The organism is Paenibacillus glycanilyticus (genome assembly GCF_051200795.1).
Taxonomy (GTDB): Bacteria; Bacillota; Bacilli; order Paenibacillales; family Paenibacillaceae; genus Pristimantibacillus; species Pristimantibacillus glycanilyticus.
Genome location: NZ_CP195155.1, coordinates 3,795,011 through 3,816,963, shown reverse-complemented (window position 1 = coordinate 3,816,963; position 21,953 = coordinate 3,795,011). Strand labels below are relative to the sequence as shown.

Below are 21,953 nucleotides of genomic sequence, written 5' to 3'. Positions count from 1 at the left end.
AACTTATTGAAATCGATTTCAATTGATGATATTATCCAATTCAGGTAAGCAGCATGACATACATTCCGGGGATCCATACAAGGAACAGGGGGTGCAACAAGGCTTATTTATTTATCGGCTAATAGGAAAAGCAGTACTCAGCATGGCAGAAAAACTTTCTTGAGAGGGGCTTGAAGCATGGGAGCAAGTATGTGGAAACGAATGGCCGCGCAGACACTGGTCGCCGGTCTTGTTGTCTCGAGCTTTACCGGCATTGCGTTGCCGGCAGTATCGGCAGCTGCCGGTGATCCGGTAAACGTATGGATGACAACCGGTGACAAGAGTAATCTGATCGCCAAGCAGCCGGATGTCGCATTCGAATCGAACGGTGCGCCGGCAGAGCTGACGATTGACGTAGACGAGAATACGAAATACCAGACGATTGACGGCTTCGGTGGCGCTCTAACCGATTCTTCAGCGTATGTCATTTCTCAAATGGATAATCAGGCGAAAGACGCTTTGATGAATAAGCTGTTCAGCCGTGAAGGCGACGGCGTTGGGTTCAGTTATATGCGTCTGCCGATGGGCGCAAGCGATTTTGCAACCAGCATTTATACGTATGACGATATGCCTCCGGGAGAGACGGATCCGAATCTGGAGCATTTCTCGGTTGCTCATGACAGCGCATACAATATTCCGTTCCTTAAGCAAGCGCTGCAAATTAACCCGGATCTGAAAATTATGGGCACGCCTTGGAGCGCGCCGGGTTGGATGAAAACAACGGACTCATCGGTTAAAGGGAAGCTGAAAGAGGAATATTACGGGGTTTACGCGCAATACTTCGTCAAATTTATTGAAGCCTATGAAGCGGAAGGAATTCCTATTGACGCCATTACGCTTCAGAACGAACCGCATTTCGAACCGGCCGATTACCCGGGGATGAGAATGGAGCCGGCGGATCAAGCGAAGTTCGTGAAGGATTACCTGGGGCCAGCGTTTGAAGCGGCTAAAATCGATACCAAAATTGTGGTCTGGGATCATAACTGGAGTGAGCCGGACTACCCGATCGAGGTTCTGAACGACCCGGATGCGAAGAAGTATATTGCCGGTTCCGCCTTCCACGGCTATTCGGGCAATGTCAGCGCACAGTCGCTTGTTCATGACCAGCATCCGGACAAAGACATTTATTTCACGGAAAGCTCGGGCGGTGAATTCGCGCCTGATTTTGCAGGCAACGTGCAGTGGGATGCTCAGAATCTCATCATCGGCGCTACCCGCAACTGGGCCCGCACATCGCTCAAATGGAACATTGCGCTTGATGAGAATCACGGTCCGTATGTAGGGGGCTGTTCGGACTGCCGCGGTATAGTTACGGTTAACAGCGGCACGGATGAAGTTAAGTACAACGAAGAGTTCTATGCTTTTGGCCAGGCAAGCAAATTTGTTCTGCCGGGAGCACAGAGGATCAAGTCCAATACATTTGGCGCGGGCAGCATCGAGGATGTTGCGTTTGTCAATAAGGACGGCTCCAAAGTACTGGTGGCCCTGAACTCGTCGAAGCAGCCGAAGGACTTCAAAGTACGCTGGGGATCCAAAAGCTTCGCTTATACGCTTCCCGCCGGTGCCGTAGCCAGCTTTGTATGGAACGGAACACAGGACAGCGCGGCTGCAATCAGCCCGTATGCTGCCCTGCAGGCCGAGGATTACAGTGAAATGAACGGCGTGACAACGGCAGTAACTACCGACGCCGGCGGCGGCAAAGCGGTCGGTACAACGATGGATGGCAGCTACATCGCATTCGATAACGTTGAATTCCTGAATGGCACGGCAAGCGTGAAGGTCAGAGCGCAATCGCAAGGCGACAGCGGCATCGAGTTCCGCCTCGACCGTCAGGACGGCGAGTATGTCGGCGGCGTGGATCTCACGGATACAAACGGGGCATGGATTACAAAAGCCGCCCAAGCGGAATCCGTATCCGGCAAGCATAAGTTGTATGTCGTTTTCCGCGGCAAAGCCAATCTGAACTGGTTCCAGTTCTCTTATGATTTCGTGCAAAGCAGCTATAACTATTTGAGCATCGGCGGCAGCTTTGAAGAAGGCGGACTTGCCGGATGGAATGGCTGGACGCCCGAAGGCCAAGCATCCGCTCAAAAGGCGGACAGGGATAATCCAAGAACGGGTTCCTATAAGCTTACGCATTATTTAGGCGGCAGCACGCCTTATGAACAGACCACATTCCGCACGGTGAAAGTTCCTAACGGTACGTATAAAGCTTCCGTCTGGTATCAAAAGGGCGGCGATACGAACGTAAGCCTGGAAGCGAAGAAATACGGCGGCGCCGATCTGAGCGTTGCGGCGGCAACTACGGCTTATGTGGGATCGTGGACGCAAATCGTTATTCCGGAAATTAAAGTGACGAACGGACAAGTGGAGTTGGGTATCCATTCCCGCAATAAAGGCGGCGAATGGGCTGCATTCGACGATGTGGAATTGATTCCGGTTATTGCAAAAGCTCCATCGGCAGCACAAGGAACGAGCGCTCCGGGGACACCGCAAGGAGTCGGCGCCGAGCTATCAGGCGGACATAATATCAAGCTGTCCTGGACAGCGGTCGCAGATGTGGACGGCTATAAAATCTACCGTTCTACCACGGATTCGGAAACTACGGCAAACGGAGTATATCCGGATTACCGGCTGATTGGACTCGCGGCCGGAGATGCGACCGGTTATGCGGATCAAGGGCTTCGAGGCAGTACGGCTTATTCCTACCGCGTTACGGCGTTTAACGCTAACGGCGAATCTGCGGCAAGCTCTTCCGTAAACGCAACAACAGCGGAGGGCTCGGATTCCGTGGCACCTTCGGCACCGGTTGGCCTGACGGCGGACCCGGGAATCGAACAGGTTAAATTGGCTTGGGAACCAAACGTCGAGACCGATTTCCTGAAGTACAACATTTATGTCAACGGCTTTAAACGGGCATCGGTTGATCCTGCTCCGTCTTCCGTCTATACGGTGACCAACCTGAAAGCGGGCACGCGTTATACCTTTACGGTGAAAGCGGTAGACCAAGCAGGCAACGAATCGGCAGCTAGCAATGCGGTCACCGAGACGCCTACGGTGGCAAGCGTTCTGGTACCTTTCCCAGATAACAATCTCGATTTCGAAACAACCGACAGCAATGGCAAAGCAACCCTTGCTCCATGGCAGGAATGGCATCCGGGTACGCAGTCGAATGCTTCGTCCATCGACAATGATAACCCGCGCGGCAAATATAAAATGACCCATTGGTCCGGTTCGGCTTACCAGCAATCGAACTATCAGACGCTTACCGTTCCGAACGGCGTGTATAAGGTTCAAGTGTGGGTAAGAACGGGAGGCGGACAAAACAAGTTCCAGCTCGAGGTATCGGGCTACGGCGAGAATGCGCCGCAGCTGACGAAAGACATGAGGGGCGCAAGCGGCAGCGTCTACACTCCGTTTGCGATCGACCGTATTGAGGTGACCAACGGCAAGCTGCAAATCGGCGTTTTCTCCGATGCAAAAGCGGGCAATTGGGCGGCAATCGACGATTTCGAAGTGTATCGTTACCCGGATGCTACCGTTGGCGTAACTGGCGTAACGCTTGATAAAGCTCAGCTTGCTCTCGATCTGGCCAATACCAAGACGGGCCAGTTCACGGCAACGATTCAACCACGCAACGCGGAGAACCATAACCTGTACTGGAGCAGCAGTAATACTTCGGTTGCAACGGTAACGGATGGCGTGGTAACGGCAAAAGGAACAGGTACGGCCGAAATAACCGTGACAACGGAAGACGGCGGCTTTACGGCAACAGCAAACGTAACGGTTACAAGCGGCAGCTCGACAACAACGCCTTCCACTGGCGGAGGCGCAACGACCGGTCCTGTCGTCACGACTTCGGGAACCGGATCTACGATCAGCGGATTTACGGCAGCAACGGAAACAGCTCCTAACGGAGAGTCGGCGTCCGTCGTGAAAGTGGATGCAGCTATTCTGACAAGCGCAGCTCAAGGCGGCAAAGCGGATTCCATTACCATCGATTTGACGGATCTGAAAGGGCAAGGCAATCTGCAGGCAGAATTCCCTGTCTCTATGCTTACCGAGCTTTTGAAGAACAACAAGTCTTTGACGCTCGCGGTCAAAACCGGCCTGGGAACGTATGAGCTTCCTTTGCAGGCTTTGCTAAACAGCTCCTTCACAAACGGACAACAGCTTCGCGTAGCAATCAGCGCGGTGTCCGATGCGGTTAAGCATGCAGGCGAACTGGCTTTGCAGCAGCAAAACGGTGCATTAGTCGGAGCTCCCGTTCAATTTAACGTATGGGCAGGCAGCCATTCGAATTGGCAAGAGGTTCAGAATTTTGGGAAGCAGTACGTAACTCGCACGATTCCGCTTGGCAAACCTGCCTCGAAGCCAACCGCTGCTGTTGTAATCGGTTCGGACGGCTCTGTAACTCCGGTGCCAACGACATTTGTTACCGATGCAAACGGTAACGTGACCGCGATTATTCGCACGAATCATAACAGCGTCTATGCGGTATTGGCCATAAACAAATCGTTTGCCGATACGAAAGGGCATTGGGCCGAAAAAGAGATTAGCGCTCTGGCTTCAAGCTTGATTCTGAACGGTGAAACCGCCGATCGATTTGCTCCTGAGCAGCAGTTGACCCGTGCGGAGTGGGTGGCGATGCTGACGCGAGCTCTTGGCTTGACAGCAGGCAACCCGGCAAACAGCTTTAAGGATGTAACCGCAAATGCCTGGTATGCTAACGCGGTAGCGGCAGCAACGGAAGCTGGTATCATTCAAGGCTTTACGGATGGAACGTTCCGTCCGAATGACAAAATTACAAGACAGCAGCTTGCCGTAACCGCGGCTAATGTCCTTGCCTTTGTCGGCAAGTCGCAAGCTGCCGGCGCAGATCAGCTTGCGGCCTTGAAGGATAGCGGCGATATCGCGGCCTGGGCGTCTGACGCGGTAGCGCAAACGCTGAAATCCGGTCTTATCAAAGGGACGCCGGAAGGCTACTATTACCCGGATAAAACAGCAACACGCGCGGAAGCAGCGACGATTCTGTACAGACTGATTTCAACCGTTCAAGGTTAATAAACAGCAAAGCCGGCTATCCCGTGGGTAGCCGGCTCTTGTTTTATTAGAGGATCAGACCGTACGCTTCGTCAAATCCCAGCATCAAATTCATATTTTGAATCGCAGCACCCGAAGCTCCTTTGCCTAAATTATCGTATCTTGAAACAATCGTAATATGATCTTCCTGTCCGAAAACAAAGATTTCCAACCGGTTCGTGTTCTTGCATTCATCAATAAGGAAATGGCCGTCCTCCAGATAAGCTTCCGAATCGTAAGGCATAACCTGGACAAATCGCTCTGCCTCGTAATACGCGGCCAATATTTCGTGCACCGTTTTTGCGGATGCCTGTTTAGCCATGCTTCTTCCCGTTAACGGAACGGTCATTGCCAGCCCTTGTGGATAATTGGCTTTAATAGGCGTAAACACCGGGGGATATTCAAGTCCTGAGAACATGACCATTTCGGGTAAATGCTTATGTTTATGCAGCAAGGAATAAGGCCTCGGAACATGGAGTTTATCGATGGAAGCCGGGTCTGCATTCTCGTATTCTTCAATGCCGCTTTTTCCGGCCCCCGTATAACCCGAGATCGAAAAACAGGAAGCAGGATAGTCCTTCTGTAAGAGACCGGATTCTATTAAAGGTCTAACGGAGAGGATAAAGCCGGTGGCATGGCAGCCTGGCACGGAGATTCTCGATGACGCTTGTATCCGTTCCCGCTGGTGTTTTAATTCCGGCAGCCCGTATACCCAGCTACTGTCCGTTCTGAATAATGAACTTGCGTTGATTAATTTTGTCTTGTCATTTTTGACAAGCGAGACGGACTCTTTGGCAGCCGAATCGGGAAGACAGAGGAAACCGAGATCCGCTTCATTAAGTAATTTTCCCCTTTCCTTGGGATCCTTTCTTTTCGCGGGATCAATCTTCAGAACCTCGATCGATGAAAAACGGGACAAATAATCAAGCAGCTTGAGGCCGGTTGTCCCTTCTTGACCATCCACAAATACGGTATGCTTCATTTTTCTTAGCAACCTCCATCTAAGAATATTAATGCAATATAATGAATAAATATACACCTATCTATTATAGATGACCAGTCTTTTTCAAATTTTTGAAAATCCTGTAACCTTTTTCTGTTCCGTTCGTCTATAACCTTTAGAAATAAAGTATAGATTGGAGCTCGAAGGGATGCCTTATACGCTAGCTCATCCGATATTTGCTTATCCGCTAAAAAAGATAAACCGAAAGCTTTTGAGCGTTACGGGGCTGGTGCTGGGCAGCATGGGGCCGGATATGGAGTATTTCGTGCGGCTGGAGCCTTATCAGTCTATCGGGCATACGGCTGCGGGCTTATTCCTGCAGGTTATCCCGCTTAGCCTTGTGCTTGGCCTTTTGTTTCATTATGTGGTCAAAACCTCGCTTGCCCTGCATCTTCCTTCGTTATTTGATCTGGATAAACGTGCCTATCATCTGATCGGAAGCTGGGATAGGAGAGGCTTCAAGGCTTGGTTCGTCTATTTGCTTTCCGTGATCATCGGGTTCTATACGCATATTCTGGTAGACGGGTTTACGCACGAGAGAGGTTACTTTGTTCATCATGTGGCTGTTTTGAATCGGATTGTCTTTTTGAATCTGCCTTTATTTAAAATGCTGCAGTACAGCTTTTCTCTGCTGGGACTGTTGGTCATAACGCTAACGGTCCTTATCAAGCTGTATAAAAGCAATCCGAGGAATGAGGATATTGTTACCGTGCCTTCCTATCAGAAATGGATGTATTGGATGGTTGTGTTCCTATGGGCGGTGCTGCTCACGGGGTTGAAATTAAATGCCAGCGGTCTGCCGGCTATCAGTATTTTGGCTGTTGCGCCTGTTTCGGGAGTCTGCGTTGGCCTCGTTGCCGCTTCCATGATTTACAGAAGAACGTAGTCTTCTATAAAATGGGAGAGGAAGCGTTTGCTTTATTTCATACGCAAAGGGGAAGTTTAGAATGGGAAAAGTGATTTTGTTTCAAGGGGATTCTATCACGGATTGCGGACGTTCTCGGGATGGGTATGCGGGCCAGCTGCTTGGGCAAGGGTATGCGTATCATATTGCCGGCCGGCTGGGCAGCGAGCAAGCAGAGGCCGGGCATCAATTCATTAACCGGGGGATTAGCGGGAACCGGGTATCCGACCTGTACGCGCGCTGGAATGAAGATGCGATTGCGCTTAAGCCGGATCTCCTTAGTATCTTAATCGGGGTTAACGATACATGGCGCATTATGGACAAGCTGCCTAGCGGCGCGACGGACCGTTTTGAGCGGGCTTACCGCGTTCTGCTGGAGGAGACGAAGGAAGTATTGCCGGAGACCGGGCTTGTTCTTTGCGAACCGTTTGTTCTGCGGACAGGCGTAACTGCCAAGGAATGGAGCGGCTGGCGCGAGAGGGTAGAGCGGCAGAGCGAGGTTGTGAAGCAATTAGCGGAAGAGTATCAGGCGGTATTTGTGCCTTTCCAGCAGGCTTTTGATCAAGCGGCGGAAAAAGCTGAGCCTGATTATTGGCTGTTTGACGGCGTACATCCAACGGCGGCCGGCCATTATTTGATAGCATCCGAGTGGCTGAAGGCCGTGCAGAACAGCCCGCTTGCCATTACTTAATCCTATTTTAACCGAATGAATTCCTGTCGTTTCCCACTATGTGAGAAAATCGAGTCGAGTCTTCCCGAATTCAGCTCTACAATAAGACTATAGACAACAGATACGTTTCACACGGGAGGGAATCGGGATGAACATACTGGCGTTTCGGCATTTCGACTTTGACGATACAAGCACTTTCTCGGATTGGGCGCAGTGGGGCGGACATCAGCTTACGGTTGTTAACCCGGCGGTGGAATTGGATAAGAAATGGCTGGACACAACGGAGCTGCTGCTTATTCTTGGCGGGCCAATGAGCGTCTATCAAGAAGATAAGTTCCCTTGGCTTGCGGATGAGAAAAGGTTTGTCAAATCGGCGATGGACCGCGGAATTAAAATATTGGGAATCTGTCTGGGCGCACAGATGCTTGCGGAGATTCTTGGCGCAAAAGTATACCGGCATACGCTTAAGGAGATTGGCTGGCACCGCATTGAGCGCAGCGGTGAAGAGCATCCTTGGCTGAAGGAAATGCCGGCTGAATTCCACTCGTTCCAATGGCATGGCGATACGTTCGACCTGCCTGAAGGCGCAACCCTGCTCGCAACCTCGGACGCTTGCGGACATCAAGCCTTCTCGTATGGAGAAGATGTGTTAGCCCTGCAGTTCCATCTCGAGACTACGCCTGCCTGTATGGAGCAAATGGTAACGCGTTGGGCAAGCGAGCTGGTTGATTCGCCCTATATCCAATCCGCTGAAGAGATTCGCCGCAATATGCACCGCGTTGCCGCTTCCTTCCATATTTTGCATCAAGTGCTGGATCAGGCGGCTCTATCGCCTATCAAAGCTTCTTAATAGAGAACCCTCCCGACTTCGTAAACGGGAGGGTTCTTCCGTTTATTGGCCCAGCGCAGCCCGGCCATGCTCGCCGGTTCGAATCCGGATCACGTCGGCAATGTCCGTAACGAAAATTTTGCCGTCGCCAATAGCGCCTGTTCTTGCCGCTTCGATAACGGCCTCCACCGCTTCTTCATAGAGGTCGTCGCTAACGACGGTTTCGATTTTGTTTTTTAATATGAAATCCGTCTGATACTCCACTCCGCGGTATAAGGTCCGTGTTCCTTTCTGAATGCCTTGGCCGCGGACATCGCTGATGGTCATGCCGCTGATTCCGATGGTGTGAAGGGCGGCTGTCACGCTGCTTAATTTCTCGGGACGAATAATAACGGTCAGCAGCTTCATGGTTACACTCCTTTCATCTCGGGACTCGCGGTAAGCACGGTGCCGGCAGGCTGATACTCCGTTTGCGGCCTTGCGGGAATGCCGCTGTTCATCGCTTCAAAGGTATTATAGGCATTCTCCCCGTGCAGACTGAGGTCAAGCCCGGTTAATTCCTGCTCTTCCGACACCCGAAGGGTTGTGAATAAAGAGATTGCCTTCAAGATGACGAAGGTGCCAACGGCGGCAAGACCAATCGCGACAAGCACGTCTACGCATTGGATAAGGACCTGCTTGGCATTGCCGTGAATAAGTCCGTCTGCTCCGGCAGGGTTAACCTTGGTGCTGGCGAATATGCCTGTCGCAATAGCTCCCCAGATCCCGCCAATCCCGTGAATGCCGAATACATCAAGGGAATCATCGTATTGCAGCTTGGCTTTGACGACATGAAGACCCCAGTAGCAAATGACGCTTGCAAGAGCGCCGATTGGAATTGCCGAGAGCACCGACACGAAACCCGCTGCCGGCGTAATAGCTACTAGTCCGGCAATGACGCCGGTTACGCCGCCAACCATTGTTGCTTTTCCTCGCAATCTCCATTCCATAACCATCCATAGCACGCCGCCTGCCGCTGCAGCAACCTGCGTCGTCACAACGGCAAGGCTTGCTAACCCGCCGGAAGCTAGGGCGCTGCCTGCATTAAAGCCGAACCATCCGAACCAGAGACACATCGCTCCAATCATAAAGAAAATAAGATTGTGGGGCGGTAGAGTCCGGTTGGGGAAGGAACGTCTTTTGCCTACGACCAGAGCGGCGACCAGCGCGCTTACGCCCGATAAGATATGAACGACGGTTCCGCCGGCAAAGTCGAGCCCGCCAAGCTTCGAGAGCCAGCCGCCTCCCCATGCCCAGAACGCCATCGGGGCATAGACGAAGGTAACCCACAGAACGGCAAATATGACCCATACGTTAAACTTGATCCGCTCGGCCACGCCGCCGGAGATTAAGGCGGTAGTTATGGCCGCGAACATTCCCTGATACATGGCAAAGATCAGATGAGGAATCGTCAGGCCATCCTTGGCATCCACGCCGACATGCTGGAAGCCGATAAATTCAAACCCTCCAAATACGCCGGAAACTCCGGGGCCAAACGCGAAGCTATAGCCCCATAGCACCCAGACAAGCGTAACGATCACAAAGGCGCTCAAGCTATGCATGACGGTAGACAAGATATTCCGCTGGCCAACGAGACCTCCGTAGAATAAAGCGAGTCCGGGCATGAACATAAACATGACGAGTACGGTTGCGACGATAATCCACGTCGTATCCCCGGTATCTACGACAGCGGTTTCTCCTTCCGCGAAGGCGGTTAAAGGCAACGCGGTGAAGAGCAGAGTCACCCATGAAGCGATTGATAAGTACTTTTTCCAGGATTTCAGCATGTAAGTCCCTCCTATATTTATATGTTATATTTCATGACGTAATTATGACCCGCTATCCGAATAGAGAGAACGGGAGTATCCCGATATGTGAGAAAATCGAAAAATTCGGACAAATCAAATTCTGATTTTCTCGATATTCGGGAAACAGAGGTTTGACAGCAATAAAAGTCGGGATATTATTGTCACATAAGTTAACATTAATCAAACGAAGAGAGGCGATTGAAATGACACCACTTACTTTATCGTTAGCGAATCACCCGCTGGAGCCGCTTAGCCGGGAAGAAACAAGCGCCGCCGTACGCATTCTGAAAGAGCAGCGTCAATTAACCGAATCTGACCGGTTTGTGCATGTTGCGTTGAAAGAGCCCAAGAAGGAGATTGTCATGGAATATGACGGCTCCACACCGTTTGAGAGAGAAGCCTTTATTATTATTCTGAACAAGAAAGAGAATGCGACCTATGAAGCGGTGGTTTCACTTACCGGACAAAAGGTTGTCTCTTGGGTGCATGTTCCGGGCGTACAGCCAACCATCATGCTGGATGAGCAGGCGGAATGCGAGATTGCCGTCCGCAAGAGTCCGCTGTTTATTGAAGCGCTGGAGCGGCTCGACATCCATGCGCCGGAGCTCGTAATGGTCGATTTGTGGTCGCCGGGCAATTGGGGAACCGAAGAGGATGCGACCCGACGGTTAGCCAGACCCTTGTGCTTCCTCCGCAGCGATGAGAAGGATAACGGTTACGCCCGTCCATTGCCGATTGTTCCAATTATAGATTTGAATACGATGGAAGTGCTTCGGGTTGAAGAATATGAATATACGAAAATTCCCGACAAGGAGTTCAACTATACGCCCGACCGGGTAGGGCCGCTGCGCGGCGGGATCAAGCCGGTCGAAATTACGCAGCCGGAAGGTCCAAGCTTTACGATTAACGGGCATGAGGTAGAGTGGCAGAATTGGAAGTTCCGAATCGGCTTTAACGCCCGCGAAGGTCTAACGCTGCATACCTTGTCCTATCATGATCAAGGACGCGACCGTCCGGTGCTGTACCGCGGCTCCTTGTCGGAGATGGTTGTTCCTTATGGCGATCCGGGTCCCATTCAGAACCGGAAGAACGCGTTCGACAGCGGGGAATACGGCATTGGCCAATTGGCGAACAGCTTGGAGCTTGGCTGCGACTGCGTGGGCTATATTAAATATTTCGACGGCGTCATGACGGACAGCAAAGGGGATTTATTCGTCATCAAAAACGCCATCTGCATGCATGAGGAAGACTTCGGCATTCTGTGGAAGCATACGGATTGGCGGACAAACGATGTCGAAGTTAGGCGTTCCCGCCGGTTAGTCATCTCCTCTATTTCGACGGTAGCCAACTATGAATACGGATTTTTCTGGTATCTCTATCAGGACGGCAATATTCAATTCGAGGTGAAGCTGACGGGGATCCTGTCCACGGCCGGACTTCATCCGGGAGAAACGCCGAAATACGGCAATTTGGTGGGACCGGATCTCTATGCGCCCAATCATCAGCATTTCTTCAACGTTCGTCTCGATATGCAGATTGACGGCAACGAGAACTCGGTCTATGAGGTCAATGTCGTACCGGAGGAGCCGGGCGAGAACAATCCGAGAGAGAACGCTTTTTACGCCAAATCGACACTGCTGGAGACGGAGCTTCAGGCGAAGCGCGATATTAAGCTGGAGACGGCGAGGTATTGGAAGTTTGTTAACGATAACGTGAAAAATGAGCTTGGCCAATCCGTCGGCTTCAAAATCGTGACGGGGGAGAATTGCTTCCCGTTTGCATCGGATAGTTCCAGTCTGATCAAGCGCGCCGGATTTATTAAGCACCATCTGTGGGTTACCCCTTACGACGAGGATGAGATGTATGCTTCCGGCAAATATCCGAACCAGCATCTGGGCGGAGACGGGTTGTCCGCTTGGGCGGAGAAGGACCGGAATATTAAAAATACCGACGTTGTCGTATGGTACACGATGGGGCATACCCATGTGCCCCGTCCGGAGGATTGGCCGGTCATGCCTGCCGCGTATATCGGCTTTATGCTGAAGCCGGTCAGCTTCTTTAATCAAAGCCCGGCCATTAATCTGCCTCCGCAGGCGAAGAAGAAATATTGCGGCAGCACGGTGAAGGCGGACGGCTGCCAGAGCTAAGTTAGGCATAGAAAGGAGAGGCATGTCTAATGATGAAATTGCGGCATCTGAGCGTAGAGTCGAAATATTCGGTGCTGTCGATGGTATCCGTGTCCGGCGTGCTTGTTCTGCACCTTGTTCATTGGCTGACAATGCCTCTTATTATGGGGACGGTCAGCGAAATGCATCATCACCATCAGGAAACGGGTAACAATAGTTCCTTTTTGACGAGTACCGTAATGATGGTTTTGTTCCTTATTAATCTGGCAAGCATGTATTTTGCCGTCCGGCAGCTGATCGCCGCCGTTATGAAGAAGGACAGTCATACGGGGCATTCGATTGCATGCACAACGATCTCTCTAGCCGTTTTGTGTGTAGGGATTTATACCTTATTATCCATTTGAAGCTTCGGGAGAGCTGATGCGTGTCAGGATGCATCAGCTTTTTCCCCGTGAAAGAATGAATTGCCAAATGATAAACGTCCATTCTACAATAAGATGGAATAGGGATGTTCGAAAATATGACATGGAGGCGAAGCTCATGTCCGTGATCTCGAAGGCGATACATATACTGGATTATCTAGTGCCGCAGGGGAGCGAGAAGGAAGTCAGCGTGACGGAGATCAGCCGCGAACTCGATATGCCGGTGCAGAGCGTACATCGCATTCTCGCTTCCTTGTCGGAGCATGGCTTTGTCTCCCAGAACAGCAAAACGAAGAAATACAAGCTGGGCTTGTCGATTATGAAATACGGATTTCTGATGTGGGACAGCTTGCGGTTCCGCTCCATTGCCAGACCATTTATGGAAGAGCTGTCGAAGAAGACGAAGGAAACGGTCTACCTGGCTACCCGCGAGAACACCGAAGGCGTGTATATCGACAATATCGATTCTCCGCAGCTGCTCAAAATTTCCGAGCCGATCGGGCTGAGGCTGCCGCTTGTCATCGGGGCTTCCAATCGGGTTATTCTGGCGTACATGACTTCCTCAGCGAGGGAATCCATTTTGAATCAGATTGATTGGGAAGGCTTGCCGTCTCTGCGGCTTTTAACAAGAGAATATATTGCCAATGATCTGGAGCAGATCCGCAAGCGCGGGTATGCGATCACCTCCGGCGAAGCGACGGAAGGGACAACGGGCATCGGCGCGCCCATCTTCTCTTACGAAAATACGGTGATCGGTTCGCTGAATTGCGCAGGCCCAACCTTGCGTTTTACAGCGGAGAACATCGAGAAGTACAGCTATTACGTGAAAAAATACGCGGATCTGATCTCTCAGGAGTTAGGGTACCGGCATTTGTACCGAATCAACGAGTAATTAAGAATCAATGAGTAATTAGGAATCGGCGATTATTCAATAAAAATCCCCTTAGGCGATTGGCTCGCTTAAGGGGATTTTGTTTGCGTCGGCAAGCTGTTTTCTAATCTGGGAAGGGGGAACGCCTTTGTACTTTCTGTACATCTTCGTAAAGTAATTGGAGTTGTCGCAGCCGACACGGCCCGCAATCTCGGTAATGGAGAGATCGCCGGCGAGCAGCAGCCGCTCCGCTTCATTCACCCGGCATACGTTGACGTAATCGATAAAAGTCCGGCCGGTCAGCTTTTTGAACATTTTGCAGAAATGATGGACGTTCAGGTTCATCCGCCTTGCCGCATCGGCTACCGTCTGCTTGTCCGCAAAATTGGCTTCAATATATTCGATTAATGCCTTGAACTGTTCGCGGTTATGCACGTATTGATTGGTCGCTTGCTCCGGAAGCTGCTGAGGCAGAAATTTGCGGGACAGCAGAGTAAGCAGCATATGAAGCTGCGATTTTACCATCAATTGATAGGCGGGCTGCTTCTCTATAAACTCCGTGTTGGCCTGCTCCAGCAAGTAATAATAATCCGCGCAGGACGGATCGAGCCGGGTTGGCTTGACCGGCAGCTGCACGCGGCCCTCCAAATAGGGCAGGACATATTTCGTATGAAGAGAATCCTGCATCCAATTCTGGAAGAGAGAGCTGTTATAGACGATAGCGAGGTAAGAGATTTCTCCATCGCAAAGACTGTAGCCGACATGAAGCGCTCCGGCCGGCACGAATAAAACATCCCCCGGAAGAGCCTCGTAAGATTCGCTGTCGATATGAAAGACGGCGCTGCCTTGCTGCATGACGATAATTTCGAAATGCTCATGCCAATGCAAATAGAGAATCAGCTCGCCCGGCTTCTTCTGAAGAGCGCGGTTCGAAAAAATTTGAACCGGGTGCATTTTCTCGTCTATTCGAGTATTCTCGCGCAGTTCCTTCGGATAGCTCATGATAGATTCAACTCCACAATATTGGACTAGTAAAACACAAGAATGGTCGAGAATCGTCCGTTTTCCCGCGCTATACTGAGGTTGCATTCAAAATTAATCCACCAAAATAGGAGTGGTAATGATATGACGAATATACTTCGGATCGGAACATTGGTTGGCGGAGGCGACGCGGTGCGCGTGATTCCCCAGATTGCTCCTCACGGCTTCGAATCTTACAGCTTGACGTTCTGGCAGACAACGGGCGACACGAATCTGGTTGAGACGGCGAAGCGGGTTCGCGAGCTGTCCGATGAATACGGTTTCATTATATCGACGGTTGGCATCTTTGGCAATCCGTTGACCGGCGCGGGCAATAACGCGGATACCCTTGCAAGCTGGGAAAGACTGATCGATCATGCGCATTTGTTCGGGACGGACATCGTATCCGGGTTTACCGGACGTTTGACCGGCGAATCGATTGACAGCTCTATCCCGCGGTATGCGGAGGTATTCGGAGAGCTGGGCAAGCGTGCAGCGGATAAGGGAGTACGAATTGCGTTCGAGAATTGCGATATGGGCGGCACCTGGGAAACGGGCGATTGGAACATTGCGCATAACCCGACGGCTTGGGAAATGATGTTTAACGCGATTCCGTCCGACAATATCGGTCTGCAGTGGGAGCCATGCCATCAGATGGTCTCGCTGATCGATCCGATTCCGCAGCTCCGCAAATGGGTGGACAAAGTGTTCCACGTCCATGGCAAGGACGCAACCATCGCTTGGGATATCGTGAAGGAATACGGCATTCATGGGCCAAAGCCATTCGTGTGGCACCGGACGCCTGGTTTTGGCGATACGAACTGGACCGATGTTATCACCATTCTCAGACAAGCCGGCTATCAAGGGACAATCGATATCGAAGGCTGGCATGATCCGGTCTACCGCGACGAGCTGGAGATGACGGGACAAGTCCATGCCTTGAACTATTTGAAGCAATGCCGCGGCGGACAGTTTGTGCCGAATCCGAAATAAGGGGTGCATGGGAATGAGCGCAACATATAAAGTTGTAGTAGCGGGCTGCGGGGGCATGTCGAACATCTGGATCGATACGGCCATCGAGCGCAAGGATACTGAGATTGTCGCTTTAGTCGATATCAAGCAGGAGTTCGCCGAGAAAATGAGGGAGAAGAAGGGGCTAAGCTGCCCTACCTTCACCGATCTTGCCGAGGCTATCCAGCAGACCGGCGCTAATCTTGTCTTTGACGTAACGATCCCCGCGAGCCATCACCGGATTGCAAGCACGGCGATGCAGCTTGGCTGCAATATCTTTGGGGAGAAGCCGCTTGCGGAAACCGCGGAGGAATGCAAGGATCTGATCCGGATCGCGGAGGAAACGGGGAAATCGCATGCCGTCATGCAAAACCGGCGGTTTGATCCCCGTATTCGCGCGCTGCGTCATTTGCTGGACTCGGGTACGATTGGCAAGCCGGGTTTTGTGAACGCGGATTTCTTCCTGGGGCCGCATTTCGGCGGATTCCGGGAAACGATGGCAAGTCCGCTTCTGCTCGATATGGCGATCCACACATTCGATCAGGCGCGCCTAATACTGGGGGCAGATCCGGTGTCCGTTTATTGCCACGAATTTAACCCGCCGGGCTCTTGGTACGAAGGGGCGGCTGCGGCAGTCTGCATCTTCGAAATGTCTGACGGGTCGGTGTTCAATTACCGCGGTTCCTGGTGTGCGGAAGGGGCAAACACGTCGTGGGAAGCAGACTGGAGAATCACGGGCGAGAAGGGGACGGCGATCTGGAACGGGCATGATGCCCCCTTTGCGGAAGTGATTGCGCCGGAACCTCAGGAAGGGAAGTTCATTAAATCGTTTGTCCGTGTAGAGGCGGATTCCGTGGTATACAATGCTCATTCGGATAGAACCGGGCATCCGGGCTGCCTCGACGAGATGTTCCTCTCGCTTGAGGAGAACCGCAGGGCGGAAACCGACAGCCGGGATAACCAATACAGCATGGCTATGGTTAATGCGGCGCTGGAAAGCGCGCGGACCGGGCAAAAAGTAACGATTGCGGATTTTATTCGGAGGTAGACGATTGGCAGGAGCGGGGAGCGGGAGCTTTCCCGCTCCTTTTGTTTTTGATTGTATTTGTTTATGCCCGGAATATTTTTGTTTTCAAATATAAACAAACATGTTACTATCGAAACATAAAGATAAAACAACGTATTCGGAGGTAAACAAAATGGTACAAAGCTTATGGCAATCATCTAAAGCATCTGAATTCACAAACGGACTTGATCAATTGGTTTATCGCTCTAACCTGATCGGTGCAGACCGCCGCGTATGCAATATCTTTGGCGGCAATACTTCCACGAAAACGACGGTTAAAGATTTCCGCGGCCGCGATGTTGAAGTGATGTACGTGAAGGGCAGCGGTTCGGACCTTGGTTCGATGAAAGCGGCGAACTTCACCGGTCTTCGCATGGAAGATATCCGTCCTTTGTTCGAACGCGATGCCATGACGGACGAAGAAATGGTTGCTTACCTGGGCAACTGCATGATCGACGCGAAGCATCCGCGCGCTTCGATCGAGACTTTGCTGCATGCCTTCCTGCCATTCAAGCACGTAGACCATACGCATCCGGATGCGATTATCAGCCTGTGCTGCGCGGATAACGGCCGCCATCTGGCGGAAGAGATTTTCGGCAACCGCTTCGTATGGGTGCCATACGTGCGTCCCGGCTTTACTCTCTCGAAGATGATCGCGGAAGGCGTATTGGCTAATCCTAACGCCGAGCTTGTTCTGATGGAGAAGCATGGCCTTGTAACTTGGGGCGAAACGTCCGAAGAATGTTATGCGCAGACGATCAAGATTATTAATGAAGCAGAAGCTTTCATCGAAGCTCGCGTCAATGAAGCCAAATTGTTCGGCGGCGTAAAGCATGAAGCCCTTCCGGCCGAGGTTCGCCGTCAAATCGTATCGCAGGTGATGCCTACGATCCGCGGTGCCGTATCCGACGCGAAGAAAATGATCCTGTCGTTCGACGACCAAGACGATGTGCTTGCTTTCGTTGGCGGCGCGGACGCTCCGCAGCTGTCGCAGGTAGGCGCCGCTTGCCCGGACCATCTCGTTCATACGAAGGTTGTTCCGCTCTTTATCGATTGGACGCCTAACGCGGAGGATATCGACGGCCTGAAGTCGAAATTGATTGAAGGCGTTGCCGCTTATAAAGAGCAATACAAAGCTTATTTCGAGGAAAACAAAAACGAAGGCGACGTAATGTTCGAAGCGGCTCCGCGCGTCATCCTCATTCCGGGTCTTGGCATGATCAACACGGGCAAGAGCTGGGCGCTGTCGCAAGTAAGCGGCGCATTGTACCATCGCGCGATTTCCGTTATGCGCGGCGCTACGGCGCTTGGCAGCTTCGTATCGCTGAGCGCGAACGAATCGTATAATGTAGAGTACTGGCCGCTTGAGCTTTACAAGCTGTCGCTGGCTCCGGCTGAAGCCGAATTCTCCCGCAAGGTTGCCTTCATTACCGGCGGTGCCGGCGGTATCGGCAGCGAGACGGCACGCCGCCTCGTATCGGAAGGCGCGCATGTCGTGCTGGCCGACTTGAATCTGGAGGGCGCGCAGAAGGTTGCGCAAGAAATCAACGATAAATACGGCGAGAACCGCGCTTACGCCGTAAAAATGGACGTTACGGACGAGCAAGCGGTGCAGGCTGCTTATGCGGAAGTAGCTCTCGTCTACGGCGGCGTGGATATTATCGTCAACAACGCAGGCCTCGCAACATCCAGCCCGTTTGACGAAACCTCCCTCAAAGAATGGAATCTGAATATTAACGTGCTTGGCACCGGCTATTTCCTTGTTGCCCGTGAAGCGTTCAAGCTGATGAAACAGCAGGGCATTGGCGGCAACATGGTATTTATCGGCTCCAAGAACTCGATCTTCGCAGGCAAGAGCGTTACGGCTTACAGCTCGGCAAAAGCGCTGGAGGCTCATCTGGCACGCTGCATCGCGGCGGAAGGCGGCGAATTCGGCATTCGCGTCAATACGATTCTGCCGGACGCGATTCTGCAGGGCTCCGCGATCTGGAACGGCGCATGGCGCAACGAGCGTGCCGCGGCTTACGGCATCGAGCCGGATCAATTGGAAGAGCACTACCGCAAACGGACTACGCTGCTCGTCAATATTTATCCAAGAGATATTGCGGAAGGCATCGCCTTCTTCGCATCTTCGAAATCGGACAAAACAACCGGCTGCATGCTGACGATTGACGGCGGTGTACCGGCTGCATTCACACGCTAAGAAGGAGGGCGCCTCTACAGATGGATCAACATGTAAAGCAAGCTTACGAAGCGGCGAAAGCATTGTATGCCCAGCATGGAATCGATACGGACGAAGTACTGCGCAAGCTGGAGACGGTCAAAGTCTCCATGCATTGCTGGCAAGGCGATGACGTAAAAGGCTTCCTGAACGCGGACCAGGAATTGACCGGCGGCATTTCGGTTACGGGCCAATATCCGGGCGCGGCAAGAACGCCGGAGGAGCTACGCTCCGATCTGGAGAAAGCCTTCTCCCTCATTCCGGGCAAGCATAAAGTAAACCTTCATGCGATCTATACCGATACGAGCGAAAAGGTTGAACTGGATCAGCTTGAGCCGCGTCATTACGAAAACTGGGTAACCTGGGCGAAGGAGCAGGGGCTTGGACTCGACTTCAACCCAACCTGCTTCTCGCATGAGAAATCGAGCGACGGCTTTACGCTTAGCCATCCGGATCCGGAGATCCGCCAATTCTGGATTGACCACTGCAAGGCTTCCCGCCGCATCGGCGCTTACTTTGGCGAGCAGCTGGGTCAGACCTGCGTGACCAACGTCTGGGTTCCCGACGGCTTCAAGGATAATCCGGTTGACCGCATGACACCGCGCAAGCGTCTGAAGGCTTCGCTCGATGAAGTGTTTGCCGAGCCGCTTGATCCGAATTACAACCTGGACGCGGTGGAGAGCAAGCTGTTTGGGCTTGGCTCGGAAGCGTACGTGGTTGGCTCCCACGAATTTTATATGGGCTACGGCTTGCAGAATAACAAGCTGATCTGTCTGGATGCGGGCCATTTCCATCCGACGGAAGTCATCTCGAATAAATTGTCTTCCCTTGCTCTATTCACAAGCGGCATTCTGCTTCATGTCAGCCGCCCGATGAGATGGGATAGCGACCATGTCGTCATCATGGACGATGAGCTGCTTGAGATCGGCAGCGAGCTGGTTCGCCATGATCTGCTGGGCACAACCCATATCGGCCTTGATTTCTTCGATGCCAGCATTAACCGTGTAGCCGCTTGGGTTGTCGGAACGCGCAACACAATCAAGGCATTGCTCCGCGCAATGCTCGAGCCGGTGGAAACACTGAAGAAAATCGAGCTGGAAGGCGATTATACGACCCGTCTTGCGCTCACCGAAGAATTCAAGTCGTATCCGTTTGGCGCGATATGGGATTACTATTGCGCTACGAAGGGTGTTCCGGTCCGAGAGCAGTGGATCAGCGAAGTGAAAGAATACGAACAAAACGTATTGCTGAAGCGCGGTTAGGAGGGCGACCGGTTGTCGGACATATTGGCGTTTGACCTCGGAGCAAGCAGCGGAAGAGCGATCCTGGGCAGTCTGAAGGATGGCAAGATCGTAACCGAAGAGCTACACCGCTTTCCTAACGATCCGGTGCAGACGGGCGACCGTCTGCACTGGGATATTCTGCGGTTGTATCACGAGATCAAGCAAGGCTTGCTTAAGGCAAAGCATAAGGGGATACAGCCGCTTAGCATCGGCATTGATTCCTGGGCGGTAGATTACGGACTTATCGCAGCTGACGGAAGTCTGCTTGGCAATCCGCTTCATTATCGGGACCGCTCAAGCACCGGAATGATGGAGAGACTTCAGGAGGAATTAACTCCTGCGGAAATATTCAACCGGACGGGCATTCAGTTTCTGCCGTTTAATACGATTTACCAGCTCTATGCGGCCAAGCTGAATCAATCCCCGCAGCTTGCTGCGGCGAAGCGTTTCCTGATGATCCCTGATTTGCTTCGGTATTTCCTGACCGGCGAAATGCACAACGAGTTTTCTAACGCAACGACCACTCAGCTGTACAACCCGCTTAAGCAAGAGTGGGATGGGGAGCTGCTGCAGCATCTTGGTCTCTCGCAGTCTTTGTTCGGGCAAGTGCTTCAGCCTGGCTCGCCCGCCGGGAATCTGCAGCCATCCGTTCAGGAGGAGCTTGGACTTGGACCGATTGCCGTTCATGCCGTAGCTGAGCATGACACGGCATCGGCGGTGGTCGCCGTACCGGCGCTTGAACGTTCCTTCGCTTACTTAAGCTGCGGAACCTGGTCGCTGCTCGGAACGGAGATCCTGGAGCCGATTATGACGGCGGAGGCGGCACAGCTTAATTTTACGAATGAGGGCGGCTTTGGCGGTACTTACCGTCTGCTGAAGAACATTATGGGTCTTTGGATTCTGCAGGAAAGCCGGAGAGAGTGGGAGCGTTCCGGACAGGATTACAGCTTCTCCGAGCTTGTGAAGCTTGCGGGAGAAGCACCTGCGTTTACGGCTTTTATCGACCCGGATGATCCCGTATTTATGGCTCCGGGCGACATGCCGGCGAGAGTCAAGGAATATTGCCGGAAGACGAATCAGCCGGTTCCGGAGGATGCTGGCACGCTCGTCCGCTGCATTCTGGAAAGCCTCGCCTTCAAATATCGTTATGTGCTTGAAATGACGGAACGGTTGTCCGGCAAGCAGTTTAACGGTCTTCATATGGTCGGCGGCGGCATTCATAATACGCTGCTTTGCCAGTGGACGGCGAATGCGATCGGCAAGCCGGTATGGGCGGGACCCGCGGAAGGCAGCGCGATCGGGAACCTGGCGGTTCAATGGATTGCAAGAGGCGAGTTCGCGGATATTTGGGAAGCACGGCGTGTTATCAGGGATTCTTTCCCGGTTACGATTTACGGCCCTCAACAAGGGGAGGCATGGTATGATGGATACGGACGATTCCTGGAGATTACAGCGCTCCGGTAAAAGTCTATCCGCCAGTGACCTTGCGTAAGAGGATGTATTTACGGGCAGCGGTACTGCGGGGATGATCTCGCTGTATTTGCTGCCTTTTCTTCATA

Annotated in this window: 16 protein-coding genes; 12 read left to right on the top strand and 4 right to left on the bottom strand. The window is 52.3% G+C overall.

Annotated features, from left to right (window positions below):
• Positions 1–177 precede the first annotated feature (177 nt).
• Positions 178–5,103, top strand: a complete 4,926-nt coding sequence (locus ACR9FF_RS17645; protein WP_435163345.1) for an S-layer homology domain-containing protein — start codon at positions 178–180, stop codon at positions 5,101–5,103.
• Between the two features lie 46 nt (positions 5,104–5,149).
• Here the strand turns inward: ACR9FF_RS17645 and argC are convergent, their stop codons facing one another.
• Positions 5,150–6,103, bottom strand: coding sequence for an N-acetyl-gamma-glutamyl-phosphate reductase (argC, locus tag ACR9FF_RS17640; RefSeq protein WP_435163343.1), 954 nt, complete (start codon positions 6,101–6,103; stop codon positions 5,150–5,152).
• Between the two features lie 169 nt (positions 6,104–6,272).
• Here argC and ACR9FF_RS17635 point away from each other — a divergent pair, with 169 nt between their 5' ends.
• The 3 genes from ACR9FF_RS17635 to ACR9FF_RS17625 all read left to right on the top strand — a co-directional run bounded on the left by ACR9FF_RS17635 (position 6,273) and on the right by ACR9FF_RS17625 (position 8,548).
• Positions 6,273–7,010, top strand: coding sequence for a DUF4184 family protein (locus ACR9FF_RS17635; protein WP_201000708.1), 738 nt, complete (start codon positions 6,273–6,275; stop codon positions 7,008–7,010).
• A gap of 61 nt (positions 7,011–7,071) precedes the next feature.
• Entirely contained in the window at positions 7,072–7,719 is a 648-nt protein-coding gene (locus ACR9FF_RS17630) for an SGNH/GDSL hydrolase family protein (protein WP_435163341.1), read from the top strand.
• Between the two features lie 127 nt (positions 7,720–7,846).
• Entirely contained in the window at positions 7,847–8,548 is a 702-nt protein-coding gene (locus tag ACR9FF_RS17625) for a type 1 glutamine amidotransferase (protein ID WP_435163339.1), read from the top strand.
• 42 nt (positions 8,549–8,590) lie between these two features.
• On the opposite strand, the gene ACR9FF_RS17620 is transcribed toward ACR9FF_RS17625, so the two are convergent.
• Positions 8,591–8,935 (bottom strand): P-II family nitrogen regulator, encoded by a 345-nt coding sequence (locus ACR9FF_RS17620; protein ID WP_435163337.1) that lies wholly within the window; start codon positions 8,933–8,935, stop codon positions 8,591–8,593.
• A 2-nt stretch (positions 8,936–8,937) separates the two neighbouring features.
• Positions 8,938–10,353 carry an ammonium transporter gene (locus ACR9FF_RS17615; protein WP_435163335.1) on the bottom strand — a complete coding sequence of 472 codons (1,416 nt, stop codon included), beginning with the start codon at positions 10,351–10,353 and terminating at the stop codon, positions 8,938–8,940.
• Positions 10,354–10,577: 224 nt separating this feature from the next.
• Between ACR9FF_RS17615 and ACR9FF_RS17610 the strand changes: the two genes are divergently transcribed.
• The 3 genes from ACR9FF_RS17610 (at position 10,578) to ACR9FF_RS17600 (ending at position 13,814) form a co-directional block, all read left to right on the top strand.
• Positions 10,578–12,521: a primary-amine oxidase gene (locus tag ACR9FF_RS17610; protein WP_435163333.1), complete on the top strand. Its 1,944-nt coding sequence runs from the start codon at positions 10,578–10,580 to the stop codon at positions 12,519–12,521.
• A gap of 29 nt (positions 12,522–12,550) precedes the next feature.
• Positions 12,551–12,904 (top strand): hypothetical protein, encoded by a 354-nt coding sequence (locus tag ACR9FF_RS17605; protein WP_435163331.1) that lies wholly within the window; start codon positions 12,551–12,553, stop codon positions 12,902–12,904.
• Positions 12,905–13,040: 136 nt separating this feature from the next.
• Positions 13,041–13,814: an IclR family transcriptional regulator gene (locus ACR9FF_RS17600; RefSeq protein ID WP_127495241.1), complete on the top strand. Its 774-nt coding sequence runs from the start codon at positions 13,041–13,043 to the stop codon at positions 13,812–13,814.
• 51 nt (positions 13,815–13,865) lie between these two features.
• On the opposite strand, the gene ACR9FF_RS17595 is transcribed toward ACR9FF_RS17600, so the two are convergent.
• Positions 13,866–14,795 carry a helix-turn-helix domain-containing protein gene (locus tag ACR9FF_RS17595; protein WP_435163328.1) on the bottom strand — a complete coding sequence of 310 codons (930 nt, stop codon included), beginning with the start codon at positions 14,793–14,795 and terminating at the stop codon, positions 13,866–13,868.
• A gap of 123 nt (positions 14,796–14,918) precedes the next feature.
• On the opposite strand from ACR9FF_RS17595, the gene ACR9FF_RS17590 reads away from it, so the two are divergent.
• The 5 genes from ACR9FF_RS17590 (at position 14,919) to ACR9FF_RS17570 (ending at position 21,858) form a co-directional block, all read left to right on the top strand.
• A complete protein-coding gene (locus ACR9FF_RS17590) occupies positions 14,919–15,806 on the top strand; it encodes a sugar phosphate isomerase/epimerase family protein (RefSeq protein ID WP_435163326.1) in 888 nt (295 codons plus the stop codon).
• A gap of 13 nt (positions 15,807–15,819) precedes the next feature.
• Positions 15,820–16,872: a Gfo/Idh/MocA family protein gene (locus ACR9FF_RS17585; protein WP_435163324.1), complete on the top strand. Its 1,053-nt coding sequence runs from the start codon at positions 15,820–15,822 to the stop codon at positions 16,870–16,872.
• Between the two features lie 151 nt (positions 16,873–17,023).
• Complete coding sequence (locus tag ACR9FF_RS17580; RefSeq protein WP_435163322.1) at positions 17,024–19,093, top strand: bifunctional aldolase/short-chain dehydrogenase; 2,070 nt, start codon at positions 17,024–17,026, stop codon at positions 19,091–19,093.
• Positions 19,094–19,113: 20 nt separating this feature from the next.
• Positions 19,114–20,373 (top strand): L-rhamnose isomerase, encoded by a 1,260-nt coding sequence (gene rhaA, locus ACR9FF_RS17575; RefSeq protein WP_435163320.1) that lies wholly within the window; start codon positions 19,114–19,116, stop codon positions 20,371–20,373.
• A 12-nt stretch (positions 20,374–20,385) separates the two neighbouring features.
• On the top strand, positions 20,386–21,858 hold the full coding sequence (locus ACR9FF_RS17570) for a rhamnulokinase (protein WP_435163318.1): 1,473 nt from the start codon (positions 20,386–20,388) through the stop codon (positions 21,856–21,858).
• The last annotated feature ends 95 nt before the right edge of the window (positions 21,859–21,953 follow it).